We start from the raw sequence: 24535 nt of genomic DNA, 5'->3' as shown, positions 1-24535 counted from the left end.
GACGGGTCGGGCCGGCGGTCGCGGGGTCAGCACACGGGCAGGCCGGGCACCGGGGCGTCGTTGTCGCCGCCCTTGATGTACACGTCGCTCACCCATACGCCGGTGTTGCCGCTGTCGTCGTCGGTCTTCGCCCACCAGACGTTGGTCCACGCCCCGTCGGTCTCCCGGCGTCCGAGGTTCGCCTGGCAGTAGAAGTAGTTGGTGCCCGCGTTGAGGATGCCCGCCTCGCCGCCGTCGCCGCGGTAGGACTTCGCGGTACGCCACACCTGGCAGTTGTACTTGCCGCCGCCGATGGAGTGGCAGACGGGCGCGGGGGCGGGGTCGCCTCCGCCACCGGTCGTCGTGGCGGAGCCGGACGTGCCGCCATCGCTGCCCGTGCCGGTGGAGCCGCCGCTGCCGGAGCCGCCCGTCGCGTTGCCGCCGGTGTCCCCGTCGCCCTTGCCGCCTTCCGTGGCCCTGCCGTCGGCGCCCTTGTCCGCCCCGGGGACGGCCGGCTTGCGGGACGGCGAGGGCGGCGTGTCGCCGGTCTTCGCCGGTTCGGTGTCCGGCGTTCCACTGGGCGATGACGCGGCGGCGCCCCGGTCGAGCGCGCGGCCGGGCCCCGCGCCGCCGGGCGCCGGGTCCACCGTGTCGCCGGCGAGTTCCTGGCCGGATGCGGGCTGTTCGCCGTCCATGAGGGCGTACGCGACGCCCCCGCCGGCCAGCAGGACGGCCGCCGTCGCCGCCGCGACGAGCAGCTTGGCGCGGCTCCTGCGCGCCGCCGCCCGCGGCGCCCGAGACGTGGAGGACGTGGCCGGGGAGCCCGCGGACGGGGGCTCGGCGGACGCGGTGCCCGCGGGTGCGGGATGGGCGGCGGGCGCCGGGTGCGCGGGGGCCGGGCCGAAGCCCTGGGGCGCGGGCGGCAGGACGGTGCGCTCGGTGGGCACGTACGTCGTGGCGGGCGCCGCCCTGCCGTCCCCGACCGCGGCGAGCAGCCGCGCCGCCGTCGCCGCGTCCGGGCGCCGCGCCGGGTCCTTGTGCATCAACTGCTGGAGTACGGGGGCGAGGGCGCCGGCCCGGCGCGGCTCGGGCAGCGGCTCGACGACGATCGCGGTGAGCGTCGACCACGTCGACGTACGGCGGAAGGGGGAGGCGCCCTCGACCGCGGCGTACAGCGTGGCTCCCAGCGCCCAGATGTCGGACGCCGGTCCCGGGTCCTGGCCCTGCGCCCGCTCCGGGGCGAGGTAGTCCAGCGAACCGACGATCTCGCCGCTGCGGGTGAGGTGGGTGGTGGAGCCGTCGCCGGGGTCCTCCATGGCGGCGATGCCGAAGTCGGTGAGGACGACGCGGCCTCCCCGGTCCAGAAGGACGTTGCCCGGCTTGACGTCGCGGTGCAGCACACCGACGGCGTGGGCGGCGCCCAGCGCCTCCATGACCTTGGCGCCGATCGCGGCGGCCTCGCGCGGGTCCATGACGCCGCGTTCGTTCAGGACGTCGTCGAGGGAGGGGCCGTCGATGAGCTCCATGACGATGACCGGCCGGCCCCGGTGGTCGGCGACGTCGTGCACGGAGATGACTCCGGGGTGGCGCACGCGCGCGGCGGCCCGCGCCTCGCGCTGCATCCGCAGCCGCAGGTCGGCGAGTTCATGGCCGGAGGAGTCCGTGTACGTGCGGAGCTCCTTGACGGCCACCTCACGGCCCAGCACCTCGTCGAGCGCGCGCCAGACGACGCCCATGCCGCCGCGGCCGAGCTGCCGGACGACCCGGTAGCGCCCGGCGATCAGTTCGTTCTCCCCCGAAGACACCGCTGCCCCGTTCCCTGTGTCATGTTCCCGTCCGAACGCGTACAGAGTACGGGGCAGCGGTGCCGGCCTTGGCGCCCTACTGGGCGGTGGCCGTCAGATCGCCGCGCCGGGGCGCGGCGAAGCCGTCGAGGTCGGCCCGGGTCAGCCCGGTGAGGCGGGCGACCTCGTCGGTGTCGAGGGCGCCGCAGTCGATGCCGCGCAGGAGGTAGGAGCTGAGGGCCTTGGCGGTGGCGGGCTCGTCCATGACGTCTCCGCCCGCGTGGGTGGCGTAGGCGGACAGGCGGGCGGCGGCCTGCCGGAAGCCCTCGCGGTAGAAGGCGAAGACGGCGGCGTAGCGGGTGGGCAGGTGGCCCGGGTGCATGTCCCAGCCCTGGTAGTAGGCGCGGGCCAGGGCGCGGCGGGTGAGGCCGTAGTGCAGGCGCCAGGCGTCGTGGACCTTCTCGGTGGGGCCGACCGGGAGCACGTTGGTGGAGCCGTCGGAGACGCGTACGCCGGTGCCGGCGGCGGCGACCTGCATGATCGCCTTGGCGTGGTCGGCGGCCGGGTGGTCGCTGGCCTGGTAGGCGGCGGAGACGCCGAGGCAGGCGCTGTAGTCGAAGGTGCCGTAGTGCAGGCCGGTGGCGCGGCCCTCGGCGGCGTCGATCATGCGGGCGACGGTGGCGGTGCCGTCGGCGGCGAGGATGGCCTGGCTGGTCTCGATCTGGATCTCGAAGCCGATCCGTCCGGGGTTGAGGCCGCGTGCCTTCTCGAACTCCTCCAGCAGTCGCACCATGGCGGTGACCTGCTCCGGGTAGGTGACCTTGGGGAGGGTGAGGACCAGGCCGTCGGGCAGGCCGCCGGCCTCCATGAGGCCGGTGAGGAAGATGTCGAGGGTGCGGATGCCCCGGTCGCGTACGGCGGCCTCCATGCACTTCATGCGGATGCCCATGTACGGGGCGGCGGTGCCCCCGGCGTACGCCTCGGAGACCAGGCGGGCGGCGCGGGCGGCGTGGGTGTCCTCGTCCCCGCCGCCGTAGCCGTCCTCGAAGTCGACGCGGAGGTCCTCGATGGGCTCGCGCTCCAGCTTGGCCCGCACGCGCGCGTGGACGTCGTCGGCGAGCTCGTCCGAGAGGCCGAGGACGGCGGCGAGGGAGGCGGCGTCGGGAGCGTGCTCGTCGAGCATGGCGAGCGCCTGGTCGCCCCAGGAGCGGATGGTGCCGGCCGCGAAGGCGTCACCGGGTACGTAGACGGTGTGGACGGGCTGACGGGTGCCGGGATCGCCCGGGTAACGGCGGGCGAGCTCGGCGTCCACCGACACGAGCGAGGCGCTGATGCCCTCGCTGACCGCACCGGCGAGACTCGTCGCCGCCTTCTCCTGCTGACCCATGCTCCGCACCCTCCGCGCTCTCACGATCCGCTTTTCCGCTTCACGGAATCAACAATCCGCATGGCGAAGTTAATGGGTGGCCCTGACATGCGTCAATGGTCCATCGAACGACCGGGGGCCGCGCGGTGGGAATCACCACGCGGCCCCGGGGCCGTACAGATGCCGCAGGTCAGCCCTTGCGGGCCTTGACCTCTTCGGTCAGCTGCGGGACGACCTCGAAGAGGTCGCCGACCACGCCGTAGTCGACCAGGTCGAAGATCGGGGCCTCGGCGTCCTTGTTGATGGCCACGATGGTCTTGGAGGTCTGCATACCCGCGCGATGCTGGATCGCGCCGGAGATGCCCGCCGCCACGTACAGCTGCGGCGAGACCGACTTGCCGGTCTGGCCGACCTGGTTGGTGTGCGGGTACCAGCCGGCGTCGACGGCGGCACGCGAGGCGCCGACGGCGGCACCGAGCGAGTCGGCGAGGGCCTCGATGACCGAGAAGTTCTCGGCGCCGTTGACGCCACGGCCGCCGGAGACCACGATCGCGGCCTCGGTCAGCTCGGGGCGGCCGGTCGACTCGCGCGGGGTGCGGGAGACGACCTTGGTGCCGGTGGCCTTCTCAGAGAAGGAGACCGAGAGCGCCTCGACGGCGCCCGCGGCCGGGGCGGCCTCCACGGCGGCCGAGTTCGGCTTGACCGTGATGACCGGGGTGCCCTTGGAGACACGGGACTTGGTGGTGAAGGAGGCGGCGAACGCGGACTGCGTGGCCACCGGGCCCTCGTCGCCGGCCTCGAGGTCGACGGCGTCGGTGATGATGCCGGAGCCGATACGGACCGCCAGGCGGGCCGCGACCTCCTTGCCCTCGGCGGAGGACGGGACGAGCACGGCGGCCAGGGAACCCCCGGCGGACACCGCCTCGTACGCGGCCTGCAGCGCGTCCACCTTCGGTACGACGAGGTAGTCGGCGAACTCGGGGGCGTCGGCGGTGAGGACCTTCACGGCGCCGTGCTCGGCGAGCGTGGCGGCGGTGGCCTCGGCGCCGGAGCCGAGGGCGACGGCGACCGGCTCGCCGATGCGGCGGGCGAGGGTCAGCAGCTCCAGGGTGGGCTTGCGGACGGCGCCGTCCACGTGGTCGACGTAGACGAGAACTTCAGCCATGGGACTTCAATCTCCTGCGATGCGAAGAGCTGGGGGCGGGTGAGTGGCTCGCGCGAGCCCTAGATGAACTTCTGGCTCGCGAGGAATTCGGCCAGCTGCTTGCCGCCCTCGCCCTCGTCCTTGACGATCGTGCCGGCCGTACGGGCCGGACGCTCCGCCGCCGAGTCGACCTTGGTCCAGGAGCCCTCGAGGCCGACCTCGTCGGCGTCGATCTCCAGGTCCTCCAGGTCCAGCGACTCCACCGGCTTCTTCTTGGCGGCCATGATGCCCTTGAAGGACGGGTAGCGGGCCTCGCCCGACTGGTCCGTCACGGACACGAGGGCCGGCAGGGACGCCTCCAGCTGCTCGGACGCGGTGTCACCGTCGCGGCGGCCCTTGACGGTACCGTCCTCGACCGAGACCTCGGAGAGCAGGGTGACCTGCGGGACGCCCAGGCGCTCGGCGAGGATCGCCGGAAGGACGCCCATGGTGCCGTCGGTGGACGCCATGCCGCAGATGACCAGGTCGTAACCGGTCTTCTCGATCGCCTTGGCGAGCACCAGCGACGTGGCCATGACGTCGGAGCCGTGCAGGTCGTCGTCCTCGACGTGGACGGCCTTGTCGGCGCCCATGGACAGCGCCTTGCGCAGGGCGTCCTTGGCGTCCTCGGGGCCGACGGTGAGCACGGTGATCTCCGCGTCGTCGGCGTCCTCGGCGATCTGCAGCGCCTGCTCCACCGCGTACTCGTCCAGCTCCGACAGCAGGCCGTCGACGTCGTCGCGGTCGACGGTCAGGTCATCGGCGAAGTGCCGGTCGCCGGTGGCGTCGGGCACGTACTTCACACAGACAACGATCCTCAAGCTCACGCCGGCTCTCCTACACATCGTCATAACTGGGCTGCCTTGTTGCACGCAGCATAGGCGCCTGATGGGACGGTTTCCGCTCGGGGCGGTGGCCGCCCCGCACGAAATATTACTCGTCAGTACACCCAGTGCTTTCCCGGTAAGCAAGCGCTTTGAACTGTGACCTTGCCAACGCTGAGTAACGGGGGTGTACGACCAGGATCCCTCAGTCCCTCAGCGCGTTGAAGCGCCCCTGGTGATACAGCAGCGGCCGGCCGCCGCCCTGCGCGTCACCGCCGTGCGCGTCACCGGCGACCGCCTGGGCGACGACGATGCGGTGGTCGCCCGCGGGGACGCGCGCCACCACGCGGCACACCAGCCAGGCGAGTACGCCGTCGAGCACGGGGACGCCCTGGGGACCCGGCCGCCAGGCGGTCGGCGCGGCGAAGCGGTCGGCGCCGCTGCGGGAGAAGGTGGCGGCGAGCTCCCGCTGGTGCTCGCCGAGTATGTGGACGCCGACGTGCCCGGCCTCGGAGAGGACCGGCCAGCTGGAGGAGGACGTGCCCACGCCGAACGAGATCAGCGGCGGCTCGGCCGCGACCGACGTGAGGGACGTGGCCGTGAAGCCGACGGGCCGCTCCCCCTGGGCCGTGATGACCGCGACGCCCGCCGCGTGCCGCCGGAAGACCGAGCGGAGCAGGTCGGGTGAGGCGCGCCGGGCGGAGGTATCGAGGCCGAGGTCGGACGAGGCGGTCATGGGGCGTCAGCCTGACGAGGCGTGAGGGGATCGGTCAAGGGCGCCCCGGGATGTGGGAGATGCGTCACGGCCTGTCACACCGCGTGTCCGAGAGCCGCGATGACATCGACCTTGCGCGGCTGGCCGGCCGCCCTCCGTACGATCCGGCCGGCGGCGTCGAGCACCAGCACGGTGGGGGTCTTCACGACGCCCAGGGCGCGCACGAGGTCGAGGTGGTCCTCGGCGTCGATCTCGACATGGGCGACGCCCTCGACCATCGCCGCCACCTCGGCCAGGATTCGCCGGGTGGCCTGGCAGGGCCGGCAGAAGGCGCTGGAGAACTGGACGAGCGTCGCCCGTGTCCCGAGGGGCACCCCCAGCTCGCCCGGCCCCAGCACATCGATCGACGCGCCGCCGCGCGCGTCACCCGGCGCGCCGTCCGGTACGTCACCGTGCGCGCCGTCCGGTGCGCCGCCGCGCACCCGACCGCGCAGGTCCTTCTCCGCCACCGCTTCCACCCTCTCTCCCCGGCCCCGGCACCATCCTGACGTGCAGCGCTCGCGGGGCCCGCGGTGATTCCCCCCGACGGCTCCGAGCGGCCGTGACGTGACGAGAATCTCGCGTCCCGGCGCCGTCAGGACTGGCCTGTACGGCGGACATGCGGCACGATCTGCCCATGCCGGATACCTACGGCTGCGTAACTTCAGCTGGGAGACACCCTCCCCCTGGCTTCGAGAAGAAGGGTCTTTCCCCGTGGCAGAACTCGTCTATCGGCCGGTCATCGGCGCCGCTCTCACCATGTTCAAGGCGCTCGACCTGAAGATCGACACTCAGGGTTCGGAGAACATTCCGCGCACCGGCGGGGCGGTGCTGGTCAGCAACCACATCAGCTACCTGGACTTCATCTTCTCGGGTCTCGCGGCGCTGCCGCAGAAGCGCCTGGTGCGCTTCATGGCGAAGGAGTCGGTGTTCCGGCACAAGATCTCCGGGCCCCTGATGCGCGGTATGAAGCACATCCCCGTAGACCGCGACCAGGGTGAGGCGGCGTACCACCACGCGCTGGAGTCGCTGCGGTCGGGCGAGATCATCGGGGTCTTCCCCGAGGCGACCATCTCGCAGTCGTTCACGCTCAAGAGCTTCAAGTCGGGTGCGGCGCGCCTGGCCCAGGAGGCCGGCGTGCCGCTGATCCCGATGGCGCTGTGGGGCACCCAGCGGGTCTGGACGAAGGGCCGGCCGCGCAACTTCAAGCGCAGCCACATCCCGGTGACGATCCGGGTCGGCGAGCCGGTGGAGGCCCCCACCGACCAGTACGCGGGGGCGATCACGCGGCGGCTGCGCGAGCGCGTGCAGGAGCTGCTGGAAGCCGCGCAGCGCTCCTACCCCGTCCGCCCGAAGGACGCGACGGACACCTGGTGGGTGCCGGCGCACCTCGGGGGGACGGCACCGACCCCCGCCCAGGTGCGCGAGGCCGGCTGATCAGCCGCGGGGCCCCGGACCGGCCGGGCGCCCGCGGGCACACGGAACGCAACGGCCGGCCGGAGGCGTTCACCTCCGGCCGGCCGTACAGCGCGTGCGTGTGCCACCCGCTCAGCGGGCCATCTCCTCCTTGAGTGCCAGCACGAAGGCGTCCACGTCGTCCTCCGTCGTGTCGTACGAGCACATCCAGCGCACGTCGCCCGCCGCCTCGTTCCAGAAGTAGAAGCGGAAGCGCTCCTGGAGGCGCAGGCTCACCTCGTGCGGCAGGCGCGCGAAGACCGCGTTGGCCTGGACGGGGTAGAGGATCTCCACCCCGTCGACCGCGCGCACGCCCTCCGCGAGGCGCTGTGCCATCGCGTTGGAGTGCCGGGCGTTGCGCAGCCACAGGTCCTTGGCGAGCAGCGCCTCGAACTGCACCGACAGGAACCGCATCTTCGAGGCCAGCTGCATCGACATCTTGCGCAGGTGCTTCATGTGGCGGGCCGCGTCCCGGTTGAGGACGACCACGGCCTCGCCGAACAGCATGCCGTTCTTGGTGCCGCCGTACGACAGGACGTCCACGCCCACCGCGTTGGTGAACGCACGCATCGGTACGTTCAGCGACGCGGCCGCGTTGGCTATCCGGGCGCCGTCGAGGTGGACCTTCATGCCCAGGCCGTGGGCGTGCTCGACGATCGCGCGGATCTCGTCCACCGTGTAGACGGTGCCCAGTTCGGTGTTCTGGGCGATCGAGACGACCTGCGGCATGGCGCGGTGCTCGTCGTCCCAGCCGAACGCCTGCCGGTCGATGAGCTCGGGCGTCAGCTTGCCGTCCGGGGTGGGTACGGTCAGCAGCTTCAGCCCGGCCATGCGCTCGGGCGCGCCGCCCTCGTCCACGTTGATGTGCGCGGACTCGGCGCAGATGACCGCGCCCCAGCGGTCGGTCAGGGCCTGGAGGGCCGTGACGTTGGCGCCGGTGCCGTTGAAGACGGGGAACGTCTCGGCGGTCGGGCCGAAGTGGCTGTGCATGATCCGCTGGAGGTGCTCGGTGTAGACGTCCTCGCCGTAGGCGACCTGGTGGCCGCCGTTGGCGAGGGCGATCGCGGCGAGGACCTCCGGGTGGACACCGGCGTAGTTGTCGCTGGCGAAGCCCCGTACGGCCGGGTCGTGGTGCCGCCGGGCGTCGGTATTGACCGGCGGGGCCGGCGGGGTCATGGCTTGGGGGTCAGCCACAGGCGCTGTCCATTCACTTCCTGGGCGGGCTTCTCCCAGACCCCGGCGATGGCGTCGGCCAGGTCCTTGGCGTCCGTGAAGCCCGCGAACTTCGCATTCGGGCGCTCGGCGCGCATCGCGTCGTGCACCAGTGCCTTGATCACCAGAATGGCAGCCGCGGCCTTCGGCCCTTCGTCGCCCCCCGCCTTGCGGAAGGCGTCGGCGAGCGCGAGGGTCCACGCCTCGGCCGCCGCCTTGGACGCGGCGTACGCGGCGTTCCCGGCGGTCGGCTGGGTGGCGCCGGAGGCGCTGACCAGCACGAAACGGCCGCGGTCGCTGCGCAGCAGCCCGTCGTGGAAGGCGAGGGAGGTGTGCTGGACCGTGCGGATCAGGAGCTTTTCCAGCAGGTCCCAGTCGGCCAGGTCGGTCTCGGCGAAGGTCGCGCTGCCACGCCAGCCGCCGACGAGGTGGACCAGGCCGTCGATGCGGCCGAACTCGTTCTCGGTCTTGGCCGCCCACTCGCGGGTGGCGTCCAGGTCGAGCAGGTCGACCGTGTCGCCGGTGACGGTGGCGCCGCCGTGCGCGTACCGGGCGGCGTCGACCGCCTCGGCGAGGCGTGCCGGGTTCGCGTCCGAGGCGACGACCGTCGCGCCGGCCTCCGCGAGCCGCAGCAGGGTGGCGCGCCCCGCGGGGCCCGCGGCGCCCGCCACCGCGATCACGGCCCCTTCGAGCGGGCCGCCGTTGCCGTTCAGGTAGCTGTTCATGGGCGTCGCCTCCTCCTCCGTACGAGCGCTCACGCGGCGACCCCCGAGGCGCGGTCGGCGCCGGCCGCTCCGGTGGAGCCGGTGCCCGCACCGGGCGACGCGGCTCGCTCCGCGGTGATCCCCTTGGTGGAGGCGATCACGTCCTTCAGCTTCTTGGAGAGCGCCTCATAGAACATGCTGAGCGGAAACTCGTCCGGAAGCACGTCGTCGACCAGCTTGCGCGGCGGCAGCGTCAGGTCGAGCGCGTCGGGGCCCTTGGCCCAGCGGGAGCCGGGGTGCGGGGCGAGGTAGGTGGAGACCAGCTCGTACGCGGCGAACCAGTGGACCAGCTTGGGGCGGTCGATGCCGTCGCGGTACAGCTTCTCGATCTCTCCGCAGAGCTGGTTGGTGACCTGCGGGGCCCGCTCCCAGTCGATCTTGAGGGTGTTGTCGGTCCAGCGCACCACGTCGTGCTTGTGGAGGTACGCGAAGAGCAGCTGGCCGCCGAGGCCGTCGTAGTTGCGGACGCGGTCGCCGGTGACCGGGAAGCGGAACATCCGGTCGAACAGCACGGCGTACTGCACGTCGCGGCCGTGCTGGTTGCCCTCGGCCTCCAGTTTCACGGCCTCCTTGAAGGCGGTGAGGTCGCAGCGCAGCTCCTCCAGGCCGTACATCCAGAACGGCTGGCGCTGCTTGATCATGAACGGGTCGAACGGCAGGTCGCCGTGGCTGTGGGTGCGGTCGTGGACCATGTCCCACAGCACGAACGCCTTCTCGCAGCGCTCCTGGTCGCCGAGCATCTCGCGGATGTCGTCGGGCAGGTCGAGGCCGAGGAGGTCCACGGCGGCCTCGGTGACGCGGCGGAAGCGGGCGGCCTCGCGGTCACAGAAGATGCCGCCCCAGCTGAAGCGCTCGGGGGCCTCGCGGACGGCGATGGTCTCCGGGAAGAGGACGGCCGAGTTGGTGTCGTAGCCGGAGGTGAAGTCCTCGAAGGTGATGCCGCAGAAGAGCGGGTTGTCGTAGCGGGTGGCCTCCAGCTCGGCCAGCCACTCCGGCCACACCATGCGCAGCACGACGGCTTCGAGGTTGCGGTCGGGGTTGCCGTTCTGCGTGTACATCGGGAACAGCACGAGGTGCTGCAGGCCGTCGACACGGTTCGCGGCGGGCTGGAACTTCAGGAGTGAGTCCAGGAAGTCCGGGACGGCGAAGCCGCTGTCGGACCATTTGCCCAGGTCGGCGACCAGCGCGCGGTGGTAGGCGGCGTCGTGCGGTACCAGCGGGGAGAGCTGCTCCACGGCCGCGACGACGCGGGTGAGCGCGGCGTCGACCGTCGCGCGGGAGGGGGCGCCCTCGGCGGCGAGGTCGATGGAGCCGTCGGCGGACTGCCAGGTACGGATTTCCTCCACGGCATTCTTGAGCTCGGGCCAGGCCGGGTGCTCGATCACCCGGGGGTCCGCCCCCGCGTCGGTGGCTATGGCCCCACCAGGAGCATCCTGCACAAGAATTTCCGTCATCACTCTTCCTCCACGGGAGAACCTCGCGTTAAGGCACCGTATCCATGCGCGGTTCTCCGCCACAAGTGGAGACGGAATAAATTATCCTGCCGACCCCCTATGGTCACCGCTGTTTTTCCTGTCCGACATGGCGAACGCGCGCGCATCCGCTCCGCGACGAAGGCCGCCCCAGGAGGAGCCCGGCTTGCACAGGCTCCACCGGGCGGTCGAGGACACGCCCACGCGCGGGTGACGCCGGCCGGGCCGCGCCGGGCGCGCGGACCCGGATGGGCCGCTCCCCTCCGCCCCCGCGCGACCGGTTCACGTACCGGCGCGGGCCGTTAGGCTGCGGCCGTGCCGCGTGGGGCACGACGCCGCGCGGAAGCCGCCGTCGACGGGAAGCGAGAAGACCTTGAGTTTCCTCACCATCGGTCATCGCGGAGTCATGGGTGTCGAACCGGAGAACACCCTCCGCTCCTTCCGCCGCGCCGAGAGCGCCGGCATGGACGCCATCGAGCTCGATCTGCACCTCAGTAAGGACGGCGCACTCGTCGTCATGCACGACGCGGAGGTGGACCGTACGACGGACGGCACCGGCCCGATCGCCGAGAAGACCCTCGCCGAGCTGCGAGCGCTCGACGCGGGCCTCGGTGAGCGCGTACCCGTCTTCGAGGAGGTCCTGGACGCGGTCCGCTCACCGCTCCAGGCGGAGATCAAGGACGTGGCCGCCGCCCGGGCGCTGGCCGAGGTGATGCACCGGCGCGATCTGGTGGGCCGGGTGGAGGTGTCGTCGTTCCACGACGAGGCCGTGGCCGAGATCGCCCGGCTGGTGCCCGGGGTGCGGACGGTGCTCATCGCCGGCCGCTGGGGTGACGACGTCGTGGAGCGCGCGCAGGCCGTGGGCGCCGCCACGCTCGCGCTGAACATCCGGCGGCTGACCCTGGAGACCACCGAGCGGGCGCGCGCGGCGGGGCTGCGGATCATCGGCTGGGTGGTCAACACACAGGAGCACCTGCGGCTGGTCAGAGCGCTGGAGCTGGACGGGGCGACCACCGACGACCCGGACATCCGGCGCACCGGCCGGTTCACCGCCTGACCTCCACCTCCGGGGCCCCACGGCCGCCCCCGTGTCCCGTTCGTCACAGGTGTAACCGGAATGCCCCCGGGAACCCGCGACGTGTCCCAGACAGCCCCAGGAGCGGAACGGACACATATGAGCAGCGGCTTCATGGGCCCGGAGGGCTACGGCCCCGACGCGTTCAGCGAGTTCCTGGCCCGTTTCTTCGGCGGTGGGGCGGGATCGGGCGGCGGGGCCCGGCCCGGCCCCCGGTACATCGACATCGGTCGTCTCATGAGCGAACCGGCCCGGCGCATGGTCGGCGACGCCGCCTCGTACGCGGCCGAGCACGGCAGCACGGATCTGGAGACCGAGCACCTGCTGCGGGCGGCGCTGACGACGGAGCCGACCCGCGACCTGATCGCGCGAGCGGGCGCCGACCCCGACGCCCTGGCCGCGGAGATCGACCGGACGGCCGGTGAGGGCCCTCCCCAGTCCCGGATCGCCGTCACGCCCGCGGTCAAGCGCGCCCTGCTCGACGCCCACGACCTGGCCCGCCACACCGGCGCGTCCTACATCGGCCCGGAGCACGTGCTCGCCGCGCTCGCCGCGAACCCCGACTCGGCGGCGGGGCGCATCCTCACCGCCGCCCGCTTCGACCCGGGCGCCGTTCCCGGCAGCGGCGGCGCCCCGCGGGTGCCTCCGTCGTGGGACTCCGGGGTCGACCACCGGCCGCTGCCGCAGCGCAACACACCCCACCTGGACAAGTACGGCCGTGACCTGACCGACCAGGCCAGGGAGGGCCGGATAGACCCGGTGATCGGCCGTGAGCAGGAGATCGAGCAGACCGTGGAGGTACTGTCCCGCCGCGGCAAGAACAACCCGGTGCTGATCGGTGACGCCGGCGTCGGCAAGACGGCCATCGTCGAAGGGCTCGCGCAGCGCGTCGCCGAGGGCGATGTGCCGCACACCCTGCGGGACCGCCGGGTCATCGCTCTGGACCTGTCGGGAGTCGTGGCCGGCACCCGCTACCGGGGCGACTTCGAGGAGCGGATGAACGCCCTCATCGACGAGATCCGCACCCACTCCGACGAACTGATCGTCTTCATCGACGAGTTGCACACCATGGTCGGCGCGGGCGCCGGCAGCGGCGGCTCGGACGGTGGGTCCATGGACGCGGGCAACATGCTCAAGCCCGCGCTGGCCCGCGGCGAACTGCACGTCATCGGCGCCACGACCCTGGAGGAGTACCGCCGCCACATAGAGAAGGACGCGGCGCTCGCCCGGCGCTTCCAGCCCATCCTGGTGCCCGAGCCGAGCCCGGAGGACGCGCTGGAGATCCTGCGCGGCCTGCAGGACCGGTACGAGGCCCATCACCAGGTCCGGTACACGAGCGAGGCGCTGCTGGCCGCCGTCGAACTGTCCGACCGCTACATCGCCGAGCGGTTCCTGCCGGACAAGGCCATCGACCTGATCGACCAGGCCGGCGCGCGGGTCCGGCTGCGCGCCCACTCCGGCGACACCGACGTACGGGTACTGGAGCGGCAACGCGAGCAGCTGGTCCGGGACAAGGACCAGGCGGTCGCGGCGGAGCAGTACGAGAAGGCCACCGAGCTGCGCGACCGGATCCAGGAGGTCGCGGAGCGCATCAAGGCGGGGCGCGGCGAGCCGCAGCCGGGCGACGGGCAGATCGTGGAGGTCACCGCCGAGGACGTCGCCGAGGTGGTGAGCCGGCAGACCGGCATCCCGGTGAGCAGCCTGACCCAGGAGGAGAAGGAACGTCTCCTCGGGCTGGAGGACCACCTGCGCAAGCGGGTCGTCGGGCAGGACGAGGCGGTGACGGCCGTCTCCGAGGCGGTGCTGCGCTCCCGGGCCGGTCTCTCCGACCCGAGCCGCCCGATCGGCAGCTTCCTGTTCCTCGGCCCCACGGGCGTCGGCAAGACGGAGCTCGCGCGGGCGCTGGCGGACGCGCTGTTCGGCAGCGACGAGCGCATGGTGCGGCTGGACATGAGCGAGTTCCAGGAGCGGCACACGGTCAGCAGGCTGGTCGGCGCGCCGCCCGGGTACGTCGGGCACGAGGAGGCCGGGCAGCTGACGGAGGCGGTGCGCCGTCACCCGTACTCGCTGCTCCTGCTGGACGAGGTGGAGAAGGCCCACCCGGACGTCTTCAACATGCTGCTCCAGGTGCTGGACGACGGCCGGCTGACCGACGCCCAGGGCCGCACCGTCGACTTCAAGAACACGGTCATCGTCATGACCAGCAACCTCGGTTCCGAGGCGATCGGCACCGGGCGCGGCGTGCTCGGTTTCGGTTCCCCCGAGGCCGCGAGGGAGGAGGAGGCGATGCGCGAGCGGGCCCTGCGGCCGCTGCGCGAGCACTTCCGCCCCGAGTTCCTCAACCGCATCGACGAGATCGTCCTCTTCCGCCGGCTCGACGAGGACCAGCTGCGCCGGATCACCGACCTGCTGCTGGAGGAGACACGGCGCCGGACGCGCGCCCAGGGCATCACCGTGGACTTCGCCCCGGAGGCGGTCGACTGGATCGCGCAGCGCGGCCACCAGCCCGAGTACGGGGCGCGTCCGCTGCGCCGCACGATCCAGCGCGAGGTGGACAACCGGCTCTCCCGGCTGCTGCTCGACGGCCGCCTCACGGCGGGCACGGGGGTACGGGTGAGCGTGGAGAACGGGCAGTTGGCGTTCCACACGGACGACCCGACGCCGGAGCCGCCCACCGCCCGGGCAACGGATTAGCCGCCCGGACGGATCAGTCGCTCGGGCGGATCAGCCGCTCGGGCGGACGCCGCTCGGGTGGCTCAGCCGAGCTCGGCGAAGGGGCCGAGCCCCTTGACGAGGAGCTCGAAACGGAGGTCGTCGCGCTGCGGCACGCCGAAGCGCTCGTCGCCGTAGGGGAAGGGGGTCATCCTTCCCGTACGGCGGTAGCCGCGCCGCTCGTACCAGGCGATCAGCTCGTCGCGAACCGAGATCACCGTCATGTGCATCTCGCGGGCACCCCACTCGGTGGCGACGAGGCGCTCCGCCTCCGCGATGATCCGCCGGCCGAGGCCGCCGCCCTGGAGGCCCGGGCGGACCGCGAACATGCCGAAGTAGGCGGCGTCACCGCGGTGTTCGAGCTGGCAGCAGGCTACGAGTTCGCCGCCGCGCTCGACCACCAGGAGCCGGGACCCGGGCGACGTGATCACTTGGCGCACGCCCTCGGGGTCGGTGCGCTGCCCCTGGAGGATGTCCGCCTCCGTGGTCCAGCCGGCCCGGCTGGCGTCGCCCCGGTAGGCCGACTCGATCAGGTCGACGAGCGCGGGGACGTCGGCCTCGACGGCGTCGCGGTAGTGCAGCTCGTGTGCGGCCTGGGGCGGTGCGGTGTCCATGGTTCTCCTCGCTGCTCGTGTCCCGGCGACCGAGCCTAACGCGCCCGCCGCGCGCTCCCCCTGTACACCCCTGCGCTCGCGTGCACCCTCGTCGACGTGGGAATCCTCCCCGGAGCCGTCTCGTCCAGCGGTCCAACGGGGGAGGTACGCCGTGCACGTACCGGCGATGTCCGGCTGGCTGTTGGTGGTGCTGTGCGGTGTGACCGGCGCGTACTGTCTGGCGCGCATGAGGTGCTGCCGGGCCGGGCAGCGGATCACCGCCGGCGGTGAGGCCCTGATGGGGCTCGGCATGGCGGCGATGGCCCTGCCGGCCTCGCCGGGGTGGTGGCCGGTGTACGCGGCGGTGTTCGGCGCCGCGTCGCTGCACGCCGTGTGGCAGGCCCGCCGGGGCGCGCGGCACTTGCACCATCTGGTCGGGTCGCTGGCCATGGTGTACATGGCGGTGGCGATGGCCGGTGCGGTCGGCGGCATGGGGGGAGGAGCGGGCGCGGGGACGGTTCCAGGCGCCCATGCCGGCCATGGCGGGCCCGGCTGGGCCATGCCGGGCGGGGTGTGGGGGGCGGTGTCGGGCGGGGTGCCGCTGGTGACGGGGGCACTGGTGGCGTACTACTGCGTCTACGTCCTGCGGACGGGGGCGCGGCTGGTGCCGGTGGCCGCGGGGGCGGGTGGTGTGACGGTGCGGGGCGAGCCGGGGCCGGCGCGCGCGTGCCGGGTGTCCATGGGGACCGCCATGCTGGCGATGTTGCTCACCCTGTGAAACCGTGTCGTGCGTCACTTGGGCCGCGAGGCCATACCGATGGGTAGCACCACGCTCATAAGCTGGGGACATGGTCGTCTCCCTCGCGCTGCTCGCGCTCGGCGTACTGGCCGCTCTGGTGGCCCCGCGTCTGCTGGCGCGGGCCGACTGGGTGGAGCGCGAGCCGGTGGTGGCGCTGTGGGTGTGGCAGTGCGTGGTGGCCGCGGTGTTGCTGAGCTTCGGCCTCTCGATGACGTTCAGCGCGGCGGCGGCCTGGCAGGCGGTGCGGGGGCATGTGTTCGCGCCCGCGCCACGCGGGGTCGTGGAGGCGTACGCCCTGGCGGCACACGGCCCGTGGTCCGCCGTGCTGGCGGTACTGCTGGCCTGCGGCGGGCTGTGGAGCGGCGCGATGCTCACCCGGGAGGTACGCCGGGCCCGGGCGCGGCGCCGCCGCAAGAGGGCCGAACTGCTCGTGCGGGCACCGCTGTTGCCCGGTGAGGAGCCCGGCAAGGAACCACTGACGCTGCTGGAGGGTGATCGCCCGGACGCCTGGTGGCTGCCGGGCACGGCGCCCCAACTCGTCATCACCACAGCAGCGTTGCACCGCCTGAAGGGTCGTCAGCTCGATGCGGTACTCGCCCACGAACAGGGACACGCGCGAGCACGGCACGACTGGCTGCTGCACTGCTCCGCGGCGCTGGCCACCGGGTTCCCGCAGGTCCCCGTGTTCGCGGCGTTCCGCGACGAGATGCACCGGCTGGTCGAACTGGCCGCCGACGATGTGGCGTCGAGGCGGTTCGGGCGACTGACGATCGCGCTGGCTTTGGTGGAACTCAACGAACACCGGGGCGTGTTCGGCCCGGGTCCGGCGCCGGACGCCCAACTGCCACAGCGGGTGAACCGGCTGCTGACGGCCGCGCCGCGCCTCACGGCGGCACGCCGGCTGCGTCTGACGGCGGCGGCCGCGCTGGTCCCGGTGGTCCCGGTCCTGGTGGCCTTCGCACCAAGCCTGCGCGCGCTGGGATAGCGGGGAGCGGTGCTCCACGTGGGGAGCGACGCCCCGCAGCGCGGCGCTCCGGTGAAGAGCAGCGCTCCATGTGGAGAGCGACGCTCGGGAGAGCACCGCTCCCGGAGCGGAGCGGGGCCCCGGAGAGCACCGCTCGGGTGGAGAGCGACGGTCGCACCCGTGTCGGATCCGGCTTGTCGGGGCCGTCGCCGGGAAGGATCGTGCCATGCACTCCCCCACCCTCCCTCGCCCCGCCCGTACCGGCGCCCCGTCCGCCTTCCCCGCCGCGCTGTGGTCCGGAGTCCTCGCGGGCGTGCTGCTGGTCCTCGTCGTGGTCGAGTGGGGGCCCCTGATCTCGTTCGACCGGGCCGTGGCACACGGGCTGCACGAATCGGCGGTGCGCCAACCCGGGCTGACCCACGCCAACCGGGTCTTCAGCGACTGGGTGTGGGACCCGTGGGCGATGCGTCTCCTGATCGCCGTGATCGTTGTCCGGCTGTGGCGTAGTCGGGAGCGGGCGGTCGCCCTGTGGACGGCCGCGGTGAGCGCACTGGGCGCGGGCCTCCAGCAGGCCCTCAAGGCCGTGGTCGGGCGCGACCGGCCGCAGTGGCCGGACCCGGTGGACTCGGCGCACTTCGCGTCCTTCCCCTCCGGGCACGCGATGACGGCGACGGTCACTTTCGGTCTGATCCTGTGGCTGCTGGCCCGGCGCGACAAGGGCCCCGGCACGCGCGCGTGGCTCCTGGTGGTGGCGCTCGGCGCCGTGTCGGTGCTGGGTGTCGGGCTGACGCGGATGTACCTGGGGGTGCACTGGGCGTCGGATGTACTGGGCGGCTGGCTGCTCGGGGCGTGTCTGGTGTCCGTCGCCGCCGTGACGTACGAGCGGAGGGTCGTGTCCCGCCGGGGCTGAGCGGGGAAGGATCCCGGCATGACGATCATCCGGAAACCGGACGAGCTGCTGGTCCACGTGGCCTGGGAGGCTGCCCGCCAGGTTCCGCGCCATGTCCTGACGGTGGGCGACAACCGGTATGGGGACGGTGGTGCCGCCAAGCTGCGCTGCCGGCCGCGCTCCCGGACCGTGCGCCGGCGGACGGACGTCCGGCGGGCCCGCTCCGGGTAGGCCGGCTGGCCACGGCGCACGGCCACACCACGCAAGCCCCCACACGGCAGAACCCGCGTACGTCCGCGTCAGGGGACCGGACGATCCCCCGCGTCGCCCGGTCCCCTGACACCACCCCGGCTGACCAGCCACGCAGGGCGCCGCAGCACAGACGCCCCGAGTATATTGGCTGTGAGCCAGTCAACGCAGGAGTCAAGCATGTCCCCGCGGAGCGCATCGGTCAATGAAGAACTGCGGCGGCGTTCCCGGGAGCGGCTCCTCCAGGCGACGGTGGAGTTGGTCGCCGAGCGGGGTTACGAGGCGACGACGCTCGCGGACATCGCCGACCGGGCGGGATCGGCGCGCGGTCTGGTCTCGTACTACTTCCCCGGTAAACGGCAGCTGCTGCAGTCGGCGGTGCACCGGCTGATGCACCTGACGCTGGAGGCGGCGCTGGAGCGCGAGCCGCGCAGCGAGGACGGGCGGGAGCGGCTGGCACGGGCGATCGACGCGATCCTCGGGCTCGCGGTGGAACGGCCGAGGCTGATGCGTACACACATGGCGGGCATCCTCCAGGCCGAGGGCTTCGTGCAGTGTCCCGAGCAGCAGCGGCTGGCGTCCCTGCTGCGGGACACGGTGGCCCGGTACGGGGCGCGGGACGTGGACCTCGACTACCCGCTGCTGCGGGCGCTGTTGATGGGCGCGGTGTTCGCGGTACTGCTGCCGGGCGCGCCGATGGAGCGGGCGCGGCTGCGCGCGGAGCTGTTCCAGCGGTACGGGCTGGACTGGGAGCTCGGCGTTCCGCCGGACGACGGGCCGTCCGGCGGAACGCCTGGGCGCGAGGCGGATCAGTCGTCGAAGTCGTCGAAGTAGTCGGGCTGCGTCTGCACGTTCAGCTCGTGCATCCGCACCCGCTTCGCGGGGTCGGTCCGACGGTCGTCCAGCTTCAGTACGTCGAAGCCCTTCCTCATGTCGTTCGAGTAGATGTAGCCGTTGTAGTAGTACGCGGACCAGGTGCCGCCGCCGGTGAGCTTGTCCGTGGCGAGGGGGCCGCGCTCGAAGTAGGCGATCTCCTTGGGGTTGTCGGAGTCGGTGAAGTCCCATACGGAGACGCCGCCCTGGTACCAGGACTGGACCATGATGTCCTTGCCCTTGACGGGGATCAGCGAGCCGTTGTGGGCGACGCAGTTCTCGGTGTCGGCCTGGTGGCGGTCGATCTTGTAGTAGCTACGGAAGACCAGCTTGCGCCTGTCGCCCTTGCCGACGATGTCGTAGATGCCGTCGGCGCCGCGGTGGGGGCCGATCTTCTCGTTGCAGGTCGCCGCGCCACCACCACCGAGCTCGTCGGTGAAGATGACCTTGTTGGCCTTCTGGTTGAAGGTCGCCGAGTGCCAGAAGGCGAAATTGACGTTGTCCTGGACCTGGTCGATGACCCTGGGGTGCTCCGGGTCCTCGATGGAGAACAGGATGCCGTCGCCCATGCAGGCACCGGCCGCCAGGTCCTTGGAGGGCAGCACGGTGATGTCGTGGCAGCCGGTGGTCTTGGAGACGCCCGGGTTGGTGGGCGCGCCCGGGTTGCCGCCGCCGTCGGGGCCCTCGCCGGGGAAGAGCACCGGGAAGTTCACGATCGCGGCCTGCTCGGGTGCCTTGCGCGGCACCTTGATGACCGAGATGCCGTCGTGCGGCGGCCGGCAGTCCGGGAAGGCCGCGCTGGGCGAGTACGAGGAGACGTAGATGTAGACGTTCCTGCGCTCCGGCACCAGGGTGTGGGTGTGGGAGCCGCAGGCGGTCTCGACGGCGGCGACGTACTTGGGGTTGCGGATGTCGCTGATGTCGAAGATCTTCATGCCCTCCCACGAGGATTTCTCCGTCGCGGGCTGGGTGGTGCTCCGGCAGGAGTTGTCGCTGCGCGAGGAGTCGGTGGAGAGGAAGAGCAGGTCGCCGGAGACGGAGACGTCGTTCTGCGAGCCGGGGCACAGCACCTGGGCGACGGAGACCGGCGCCTTCGGGTTGCTGATGTCGAAGATCCGGAAGCCGTCGTAGTTGCCGGAGAAGGCGTACTTCCCCTGGAAGGCGAGGTCGGAGTTGGTGCCGGTGAGGGCGTCGAGCGGGACGTTCGCGACATGGGTGATGTTGTCGCTGTGGACGACTTCGTCCACGCCGGGTATCTCACCGCTCCGGATGGCCGTCCGGGCTTCCGCTTCCTGCTGCGAGGAGACGGAGGCCGGGGTGGCGGGCGCGTCTCCCGGGTCGGGGACGGCGGCCGCGGGTCCGGCCGTCAGCAGGGTGGCGAGGAGTCCGGCCGCGGCGGTTGCCACGCCCAGACGTCTGCGCCGCACGCGAGTGGTGCGCAACGAGGTCACTGCGTCCTCCCTTGTGTCCGTTCGTGGGTGAACGGGATACGGACCCCGGCAGTATCTTGCTTTGCATGCACATCTCAACAGATGGCAACAGAGACGTCATGGAATTTTTTGCCGCCGGGGGCGCGCCAAAGGCCGTACGGGCGGGCAAGGATGGCCTCCACCGCCCCAACCGTCACCGGAGGTCTCCGTGGTGAACCGCGTCAGTGCCGCCCGTGTCCGCCGATCCGCCGTCGCGGCGGCGGTGCTCTCCGCCGTACTGGCCCTGGGCGCCTGCGAGTCGGGGCCGCCGCGGCCCTCGGACGGATCACAGGCCAAGGCCGGCGGTGGCGTGGTGGTGGCGCCCGGCAAGCCGGGCGAACCGGCGCGGACGCTGTCCCCGGAGGAGGCCGCGAAGGAGATCCCCGCCGATACGCCCAACACGGCGGACTTCACGTATGCGCAGATGATGATCGTCCATCACGGGCAGGCGCTGACGATGACCGCGCTCGCGCCGGCGCAGGCGGAGTCGGAGCAGGTGAAGAGGGTGGCGGCGCGCATCGCCGCCGCGCAGCAGCCGGAGATCGACGCGATGAAGGGGTGGCTGAAGAACAACGGCGGCCCCAGGCCGCAGAGCGGGCACGACCACGGTTCCATGCCCGGCATGGCGAGCGAGGCGCAACTGGACCGGTTGCGCGCGGCCCGGGGCAAGGCGTTCGACGAACTGTTCCTGAAGCTGATGGTCACCCACCACCAAGGGGCGGTCACCATGGCCACGGAGGTGTTGTCGGAGGGCAACAACGTCCTGATGGAGGAGATGGCGAACGATGTGATCGCCCAGCAGACGGCGGAGATCAACCGAATGCGCTCGATGTGACGCGTGCGCCGTCTCCCCTGCGGCGAGCGACGGTGCGATCCTGGAATTCCCTGCGGGAAGGAGCGCAGCCGTGCTTCGTGTCGCCGTCGTCGGTTCCGGGCCCAGCGGGGTCTACACCGCCCAGTCGCTGGTGGAGCAGACCCGGGTGCCGGACGTCCGGGTCCATGTCCTGGACCGGCTGCCCTGCCCGTACGGGCTCGTACGGTACGGCGTGGCGCCGGACCACGAGAAGATCAAGTCCCTGCAGAACAATCTCCGGACCGTCCTGGAGCACGAGCGGATCGGCTTCGTCGGCAACGTCGAGATCGGCGCGAACGGCCTGACGCCGGAGCGGCTCCTGGAGCTGTACCACGCGGTCGTGTACTGCGTGGGCGCCGCGCGGGACCGCAGGCTCGGGGTACCGGGCGAGGACCTGCCGGGCAGCTGGTCGGCCACGGACTTCGTCTCCTGGTACAGCGCCCACCCGGACGCCGTGGAGAACGGCTTCGGCGTCACCCTGGGGGCCGCCCGGTCGGCGGTGGTGATCGGCGTGGGCAACGTGGCCGTCGACGTGGCGCGGATCCTGGCCCGGGGCCCGGAGGAGCTGCACCCCACCGATGTGCCGCAGGCGGCGCTGGGCGCGCTGGCGGCGAGCCGGGTGCGCACGGTGCACATGGTGGGCAGGCGCGGCCCGTCGCAGGCCAAGTTCACCACGAAGGAGCTGCGTGAGCTGGGGGCGATGCCCCGGGCGCGGGTGGAGGTGGAGCCCGCGGACCTGGCCCTGGACCCGGCGTACGCGGACCCGGCGGGGTTGCCGGCGGTCAACCGGCGCAACGTGGAGGTGGTGCGCGCGTGGGCCGAGGGGGCGCTGCGGGAGGCGGCGCCGGATGCGGACGCCGCGGCCGGGGACGGGCGGAGCCGGATCATCCGGGTCCGTTTCTTCCTGCGCCCGGCGGAGGTCCTGGAGCGCGACGGCAGGGTGGCAGGGGTACGTTTCGAACGCACCGTCCCGGACGGCTCGGGCGGCGTCCGGGGCACCGGCGCGTACGAGGACATCGAGGCCCAGCTGGTGCTGCGGGCGGTGGGGTACCGCGGGGTGCCCCTGGCGGGCCTGCCGTTCGACCCCGCTCGCGGCACGGTGCCGCACGCGGCCGGCCGGGTACTGCGGGACGGGGCTCCGTCGCCGGGTGAGTACGTCGCGGGCTGGATCAAGCGGGGCCCGACCGGCGTGATCGGCACCAACCGCCCCTGCGCCAAGGAAACGGCCACTTCCCTGCTGGACGACGCCCCGCTGCTGGCGCGCCGCCCGGTGGCCGACGACCCGCTCGTGACGCTGCGCGCCTGGGGTCACCGCCCGGTCGAGTGGCCGGGCTGGCTCTCGATCGAACAGGCCGAAGCCACCCTCGGCCGCACTCTTGGCCGCGGCCCGGTCAAGATCGCCGACTGGCCGGGCCTCCTGAGGGCCGCGGAGTCCGCCTGACCCGCACCCGCCCGTTCGCACGGCGAGGCCGCCGGCCCGAGGGGCGCCCGGCCGTGCGGGAAGCCGGTCACCCAAGGCTCGAACGCCCGAAGCGGCCGCACGTCCCGGCCCCGGGGAGCGCGTCGCCTGGCGACGCGCTCCGGACGGGCCTCACCCCGGGCGGCCCGGGGCGACGGCGCGGCCGGCCGCGCGGGCTGGACGGTCGTCGCGCGGGCTACGCGGTCGTCGCCCCGGCGGACCGCCGCGCGGCGGACAGGATCGCGTCCAGCAGGCCGGGGAAGAGGGCCTCCAGGTCATCGCGGCGAAGGTCGTTCATCTTGGCCGTGCCGCGGTAGGCCTGACGGATCACACCGCTTTCGCGCAGCACGCGGAAGTGGTGGGTCTGGGTCGACTTGGTGACCGGCAACTCCACGTGCGCGCAGGCCACTTCCTCCCCCGCGTCCGCCAGCTTGCGTACGACGCGCAGCCGCATCGGGTCCGAGAGCGCGTGGAGCACCTCCTCCAGACGGATCTCGTCGCGCGTGGGGTGGGCGAGCTCGCGCGGGCTGGTCGCGGAGGTCACGGCGGCTCCAGATGATCGGGGACCCTCATTGTACGAGAGTCATCTTAGTTTGACATCCACCGTACTAAGAGGGCTATCGTACGAGCTGTCCCAACCGTACGAGACCCACCGTGCCCCGCACCGAATGGAGTCCGCCGTGAGTGCGCTGTTCGAGCCCCGAACCCTGCGATCGCTGACCATCCCCAACCGCGTCTGGATGGCGCCGATGTGCCAGTACAGCGCCGAGGCGTTCGGCCCGAACGCGGGCGTCGCGAACGACTGGCACTTCGCCCACTACGCCGCCCGTGCCACCGGCGGCACCGGCCTGATCCTGGTGGAGGCGACCGCGGTCTCCCCCGAGGGCCGGATCAGCCCGTACGACCTCGGCATCTGGAACGACACCCAGGTCGAGGCGCTGCGCCGGATCGCGGCCTTCCTCAAGGAGCGGGGCACCGTCCCGGGCATCCAGATCGCCCACGCCGGCCGGAAGGCCTCGACCGACCGGCCGTGGAAGGGCGGTCGTCCGGTCGGAGCCGACGGGCACGGCTGGCAGCCCGTCGCCCCGAGCCCGGTGCCGTTCGACGAGGGGCACCCCGTGCCGGACGAGCTGACGCACGACCGGATCCGCGAGATCGTCGGGGAGTTCGCCGATGCCGCCCGCCGCGCGCTCGACGCGGGGTTCCAGGTCGTGGAGGTGCACGGCGCGCACGGTTACCTGATCGGCGAGTTCCTCTCCCCGCACAGCAACCACCGCGCCGACGAGTACGGCGGCTCCTTCGAGAACCGTACGCGCTTCGCCCTGGAGGTCGTCGACGCGGTACGGGAGGTGTGGCCCGACGAGCTGCCGCTGTTCTTCCGGATCTCGGCCACCGACTGGCTGGAGGGGGAGGCGGGCTGGACGGCCGACGAGACGGTTCGCTTCGCCGCGCTCCTGGCGGAACACGGCGTGGACCTGCTGGACGTCTCCACCGGCGGCAACGTCCCCCGCGTCCGCATCCCCGTCGGCCCCGGCTACCAGGTGCCGTTCGCGGCGCGGGTGAGGGCGGAGACGGGGCTGCCGGTGGCCGCGGTGGGTCTGATCACCGAGCCGCGGCAGGCGGAGAAGATCGTCGGCAACGGCGAGGCGGACGCGGTCCTGCTCGGCCGCGAGCTGCTGCGCGACCCGTCGTGGGCGCGCCGGGCGGCGCGCGAGCTCGGCGTCGACGTCCCGGTGCCGGACCAGTACTTCCTTTCGGTCTGACACGGCTGTGACCTGCGGGAACGCGGCGCCGAGGGCCACTGTCA

The 24535-nt window shown here is 72.4% G+C and carries 23 protein-coding genes; 11 read left to right on the top strand and 12 right to left on the bottom strand.

Features of this window, described 5'->3' with window-relative positions; genetic code table 11:
• Positions 1 to 26: 26 nt before the first annotated feature.
• The 6 genes from ABZZ38_RS15270 to ABZZ38_RS15245 form a co-directional block, all read right to left on the bottom strand.
• Positions 27 to 1784 (bottom strand): serine/threonine-protein kinase, encoded by a 1758-nt coding sequence (locus tag ABZZ38_RS15270; protein ID WP_356739633.1) that lies wholly within the window; start codon positions 1782 to 1784, stop codon positions 27 to 29.
• Between the two features lie 76 nt (positions 1785 to 1860).
• Positions 1861 to 3150 (bottom strand): aldolase/citrate lyase family protein, encoded by a 1290-nt coding sequence (locus tag ABZZ38_RS15265; RefSeq protein WP_356739631.1) that lies wholly within the window; start codon positions 3148 to 3150, stop codon positions 1861 to 1863.
• A 169-nt stretch (positions 3151 to 3319) separates the two neighbouring features.
• Positions 3320 to 4294, bottom strand: a complete 975-nt coding sequence (locus tag ABZZ38_RS15260; protein WP_356739629.1) for an electron transfer flavoprotein subunit alpha/FixB family protein — start codon at positions 4292 to 4294, stop codon at positions 3320 to 3322.
• Between the two features lie 59 nt (positions 4295 to 4353).
• Positions 4354 to 5139, bottom strand: a complete 786-nt coding sequence (locus ABZZ38_RS15255) for an electron transfer flavoprotein subunit beta/FixA family protein (protein ID WP_356739627.1) — start codon at positions 5137 to 5139, stop codon at positions 4354 to 4356.
• 202 nt (positions 5140 to 5341) lie between these two features.
• Complete coding sequence (locus ABZZ38_RS15250; protein ID WP_356739625.1) at positions 5342 to 5872, bottom strand: flavin reductase family protein; 531 nt, start codon at positions 5870 to 5872, stop codon at positions 5342 to 5344.
• A gap of 74 nt (positions 5873 to 5946) precedes the next feature.
• A complete protein-coding gene (locus ABZZ38_RS15245) occupies positions 5947 to 6255 on the bottom strand; it encodes a thioredoxin family protein (protein ID WP_356739657.1) in 309 nt (102 codons plus the stop codon).
• A 349-nt stretch (positions 6256 to 6604) separates the two neighbouring features.
• On the opposite strand from ABZZ38_RS15245, the gene ABZZ38_RS15240 reads away from it, so the two are divergent.
• On the top strand, positions 6605 to 7327 hold the full coding sequence (locus ABZZ38_RS15240) for a lysophospholipid acyltransferase family protein (RefSeq protein ID WP_356739623.1): 723 nt from the start codon (positions 6605 to 6607) through the stop codon (positions 7325 to 7327).
• 111 nt (positions 7328 to 7438) lie between these two features.
• On the opposite strand, the gene ABZZ38_RS15235 is transcribed toward ABZZ38_RS15240, so the two are convergent.
• From ABZZ38_RS15235 to ABZZ38_RS15225, 3 genes are read right to left on the bottom strand one after another with little or no spacing between them, the layout of a single operon-like run.
• The gene (locus ABZZ38_RS15235) at positions 7439 to 8521 is read right to left on the bottom strand and encodes a low specificity L-threonine aldolase (protein WP_356739655.1); all 1083 of its coding nucleotides are present in this window, start codon (positions 8519 to 8521) and stop codon (positions 7439 to 7441) included.
• Positions 8518 to 9282: an SDR family NAD(P)-dependent oxidoreductase gene (locus ABZZ38_RS15230; RefSeq protein WP_356739621.1), complete on the bottom strand. Its 765-nt coding sequence runs from the start codon at positions 9280 to 9282 to the stop codon at positions 8518 to 8520. The genes ABZZ38_RS15235 and ABZZ38_RS15230 overlap by 4 nt, the downstream gene beginning before the upstream one ends.
• 29 nt (positions 9283 to 9311) lie before the next feature.
• The gene (locus ABZZ38_RS15225; RefSeq protein WP_356739619.1) at positions 9312 to 10775 is read right to left on the bottom strand and encodes a DUF6421 family protein; all 1464 of its coding nucleotides are present in this window, start codon (positions 10773 to 10775) and stop codon (positions 9312 to 9314) included.
• Positions 10776 to 11166: 391 nt separating this feature from the next.
• Between ABZZ38_RS15225 and ABZZ38_RS15220 the strand changes: the two genes are divergently transcribed.
• Together ABZZ38_RS15220 and ABZZ38_RS15215 are read left to right on the top strand one after the other, a co-directional pair.
• Complete coding sequence (locus ABZZ38_RS15220) at positions 11167 to 11850, top strand: glycerophosphodiester phosphodiesterase family protein (protein WP_356739653.1); 684 nt, start codon at positions 11167 to 11169, stop codon at positions 11848 to 11850.
• Between the two features lie 117 nt (positions 11851 to 11967).
• Positions 11968 to 14562 (top strand): ATP-dependent Clp protease ATP-binding subunit, encoded by a 2595-nt coding sequence (locus tag ABZZ38_RS15215; RefSeq protein ID WP_356739617.1) that lies wholly within the window; start codon positions 11968 to 11970, stop codon positions 14560 to 14562.
• Positions 14563 to 14624: 62 nt separating this feature from the next.
• Here ABZZ38_RS15215 and ABZZ38_RS15210 read toward each other — a convergent pair whose 3' ends face one another.
• Positions 14625 to 15194, bottom strand: a complete 570-nt coding sequence (locus ABZZ38_RS15210) for a GNAT family N-acetyltransferase (RefSeq protein WP_356739615.1) — start codon at positions 15192 to 15194, stop codon at positions 14625 to 14627.
• Between the two features lie 151 nt (positions 15195 to 15345).
• Here ABZZ38_RS15210 and ABZZ38_RS15205 point away from each other — a divergent pair, with 151 nt between their 5' ends.
• From ABZZ38_RS15205 to ABZZ38_RS15185, 5 genes are all read left to right on the top strand, one after another.
• The gene (locus ABZZ38_RS15205; RefSeq protein WP_356739613.1) at positions 15346 to 15951 is read left to right on the top strand and encodes a DUF5134 domain-containing protein; all 606 of its coding nucleotides are present in this window, start codon (positions 15346 to 15348) and stop codon (positions 15949 to 15951) included.
• Positions 15952 to 16021: 70 nt separating this feature from the next.
• Positions 16022 to 16957, top strand: coding sequence for a M56 family metallopeptidase (locus ABZZ38_RS15200; RefSeq protein WP_356739611.1), 936 nt, complete (start codon positions 16022 to 16024; stop codon positions 16955 to 16957).
• A 205-nt stretch (positions 16958 to 17162) separates the two neighbouring features.
• Complete coding sequence (locus ABZZ38_RS15195) at positions 17163 to 17846, top strand: phosphatase PAP2 family protein (protein ID WP_356739609.1); 684 nt, start codon at positions 17163 to 17165, stop codon at positions 17844 to 17846.
• A gap of 18 nt (positions 17847 to 17864) precedes the next feature.
• Entirely contained in the window at positions 17865 to 18056 is a 192-nt protein-coding gene (locus ABZZ38_RS15190; RefSeq protein ID WP_356739607.1) for a hypothetical protein, read from the top strand.
• 198 nt (positions 18057 to 18254) lie between these two features.
• Positions 18255 to 18908, top strand: coding sequence for a helix-turn-helix domain-containing protein (locus ABZZ38_RS15185; RefSeq protein ID WP_356739605.1), 654 nt, complete (start codon positions 18255 to 18257; stop codon positions 18906 to 18908).
• Here ABZZ38_RS15185 and ABZZ38_RS15180 read toward each other — a convergent pair.
• Positions 18884 to 20398: a hypothetical protein gene (locus ABZZ38_RS15180; RefSeq protein WP_356739603.1), complete on the bottom strand. Its 1515-nt coding sequence runs from the start codon at positions 20396 to 20398 to the stop codon at positions 18884 to 18886. The genes ABZZ38_RS15185 and ABZZ38_RS15180 overlap by 25 nt on opposite strands.
• A 187-nt stretch (positions 20399 to 20585) precedes the next feature.
• Here ABZZ38_RS15180 and ABZZ38_RS15175 point away from each other — a divergent pair, with 187 nt between their 5' ends.
• Both ABZZ38_RS15175 and ABZZ38_RS15170 read left to right on the top strand, forming a co-directional pair.
• Complete coding sequence (locus ABZZ38_RS15175; protein ID WP_356739601.1) at positions 20586 to 21251, top strand: DUF305 domain-containing protein; 666 nt, start codon at positions 20586 to 20588, stop codon at positions 21249 to 21251.
• Positions 21252 to 21321: 70 nt separating this feature from the next.
• The gene (locus ABZZ38_RS15170) at positions 21322 to 22710 is read left to right on the top strand and encodes an FAD-dependent oxidoreductase (RefSeq protein WP_356739599.1); all 1389 of its coding nucleotides are present in this window, start codon (positions 21322 to 21324) and stop codon (positions 22708 to 22710) included.
• A gap of 214 nt (positions 22711 to 22924) precedes the next feature.
• Here the strand turns inward: ABZZ38_RS15170 and ABZZ38_RS15165 are convergent, their stop codons facing one another.
• Positions 22925 to 23272, bottom strand: a complete 348-nt coding sequence (locus ABZZ38_RS15165) for a helix-turn-helix transcriptional regulator (RefSeq protein ID WP_356739597.1) — start codon at positions 23270 to 23272, stop codon at positions 22925 to 22927.
• A gap of 136 nt (positions 23273 to 23408) precedes the next feature.
• On the opposite strand from ABZZ38_RS15165, the gene ABZZ38_RS15160 reads away from it, so the two are divergent.
• On the top strand, positions 23409 to 24491 hold the full coding sequence (locus ABZZ38_RS15160; protein WP_356739595.1) for an NADH:flavin oxidoreductase/NADH oxidase: 1083 nt from the start codon (positions 23409 to 23411) through the stop codon (positions 24489 to 24491).
• Positions 24492 to 24535 lie beyond the last annotated feature (44 nt).

The organism is Streptomyces sp. NPDC006368, from assembly GCF_040612535.1.
Classification (GTDB): Bacteria; Actinomycetota; Actinomycetes; order Streptomycetales; family Streptomycetaceae; genus Streptomyces.
Note: the sequence above shows the minus strand (reverse complement) of the source record. Positions and strands in the feature narration are given on the sequence as shown.

Excerpts from the sequence above, each read along its gene's own strand:
- ABZZ38_RS15265 (WP_356739631.1), bottom strand. The coding sequence starts at position 3,150 with ATGGGTCAGCAGGAGAAGGCGGCGACGAGTCTCGCCGGTGCGGTCAGC.
- ABZZ38_RS15260 (WP_356739629.1), bottom strand. The coding sequence starts at position 4,294 with ATGGCTGAAGTTCTCGTCTACGTCGACCACGTGGACGGCGCCGTCCGC.
- ABZZ38_RS15250 (WP_356739625.1), bottom strand. The coding sequence starts at position 5,872 with ATGACCGCCTCGTCCGACCTCGGCCTCGATACCTCCGCCCGGCGCGCC.
- ABZZ38_RS15235 (WP_356739655.1), bottom strand. The coding sequence starts at position 8,521 with ATGACCCCGCCGGCCCCGCCGGTCAATACCGACGCCCGGCGGCACCAC.
- ABZZ38_RS15230 (WP_356739621.1), bottom strand. The coding sequence starts at position 9,282 with ATGAACAGCTACCTGAACGGCAACGGCGGCCCGCTCGAAGGGGCCGTG.
- ABZZ38_RS15225 (WP_356739619.1), bottom strand. The coding sequence starts at position 10,775 with ATGACGGAAATTCTTGTGCAGGATGCTCCTGGTGGGGCCATAGCCACC.
- ABZZ38_RS15215 (WP_356739617.1), top strand. The coding sequence starts at position 11,968 with ATGAGCAGCGGCTTCATGGGCCCGGAGGGCTACGGCCCCGACGCGTTC.
- ABZZ38_RS15210 (WP_356739615.1), bottom strand. The coding sequence starts at position 15,194 with ATGGACACCGCACCGCCCCAGGCCGCACACGAGCTGCACTACCGCGAC.
- ABZZ38_RS15200 (WP_356739611.1), top strand. The coding sequence starts at position 16,022 with ATGGTCGTCTCCCTCGCGCTGCTCGCGCTCGGCGTACTGGCCGCTCTG.
- ABZZ38_RS15195 (WP_356739609.1), top strand. The coding sequence starts at position 17,163 with ATGCACTCCCCCACCCTCCCTCGCCCCGCCCGTACCGGCGCCCCGTCC.
- ABZZ38_RS15190 (WP_356739607.1), top strand. The coding sequence starts at position 17,865 with ATGACGATCATCCGGAAACCGGACGAGCTGCTGGTCCACGTGGCCTGG.
- ABZZ38_RS15185 (WP_356739605.1), top strand. The coding sequence starts at position 18,255 with ATGTCCCCGCGGAGCGCATCGGTCAATGAAGAACTGCGGCGGCGTTCC.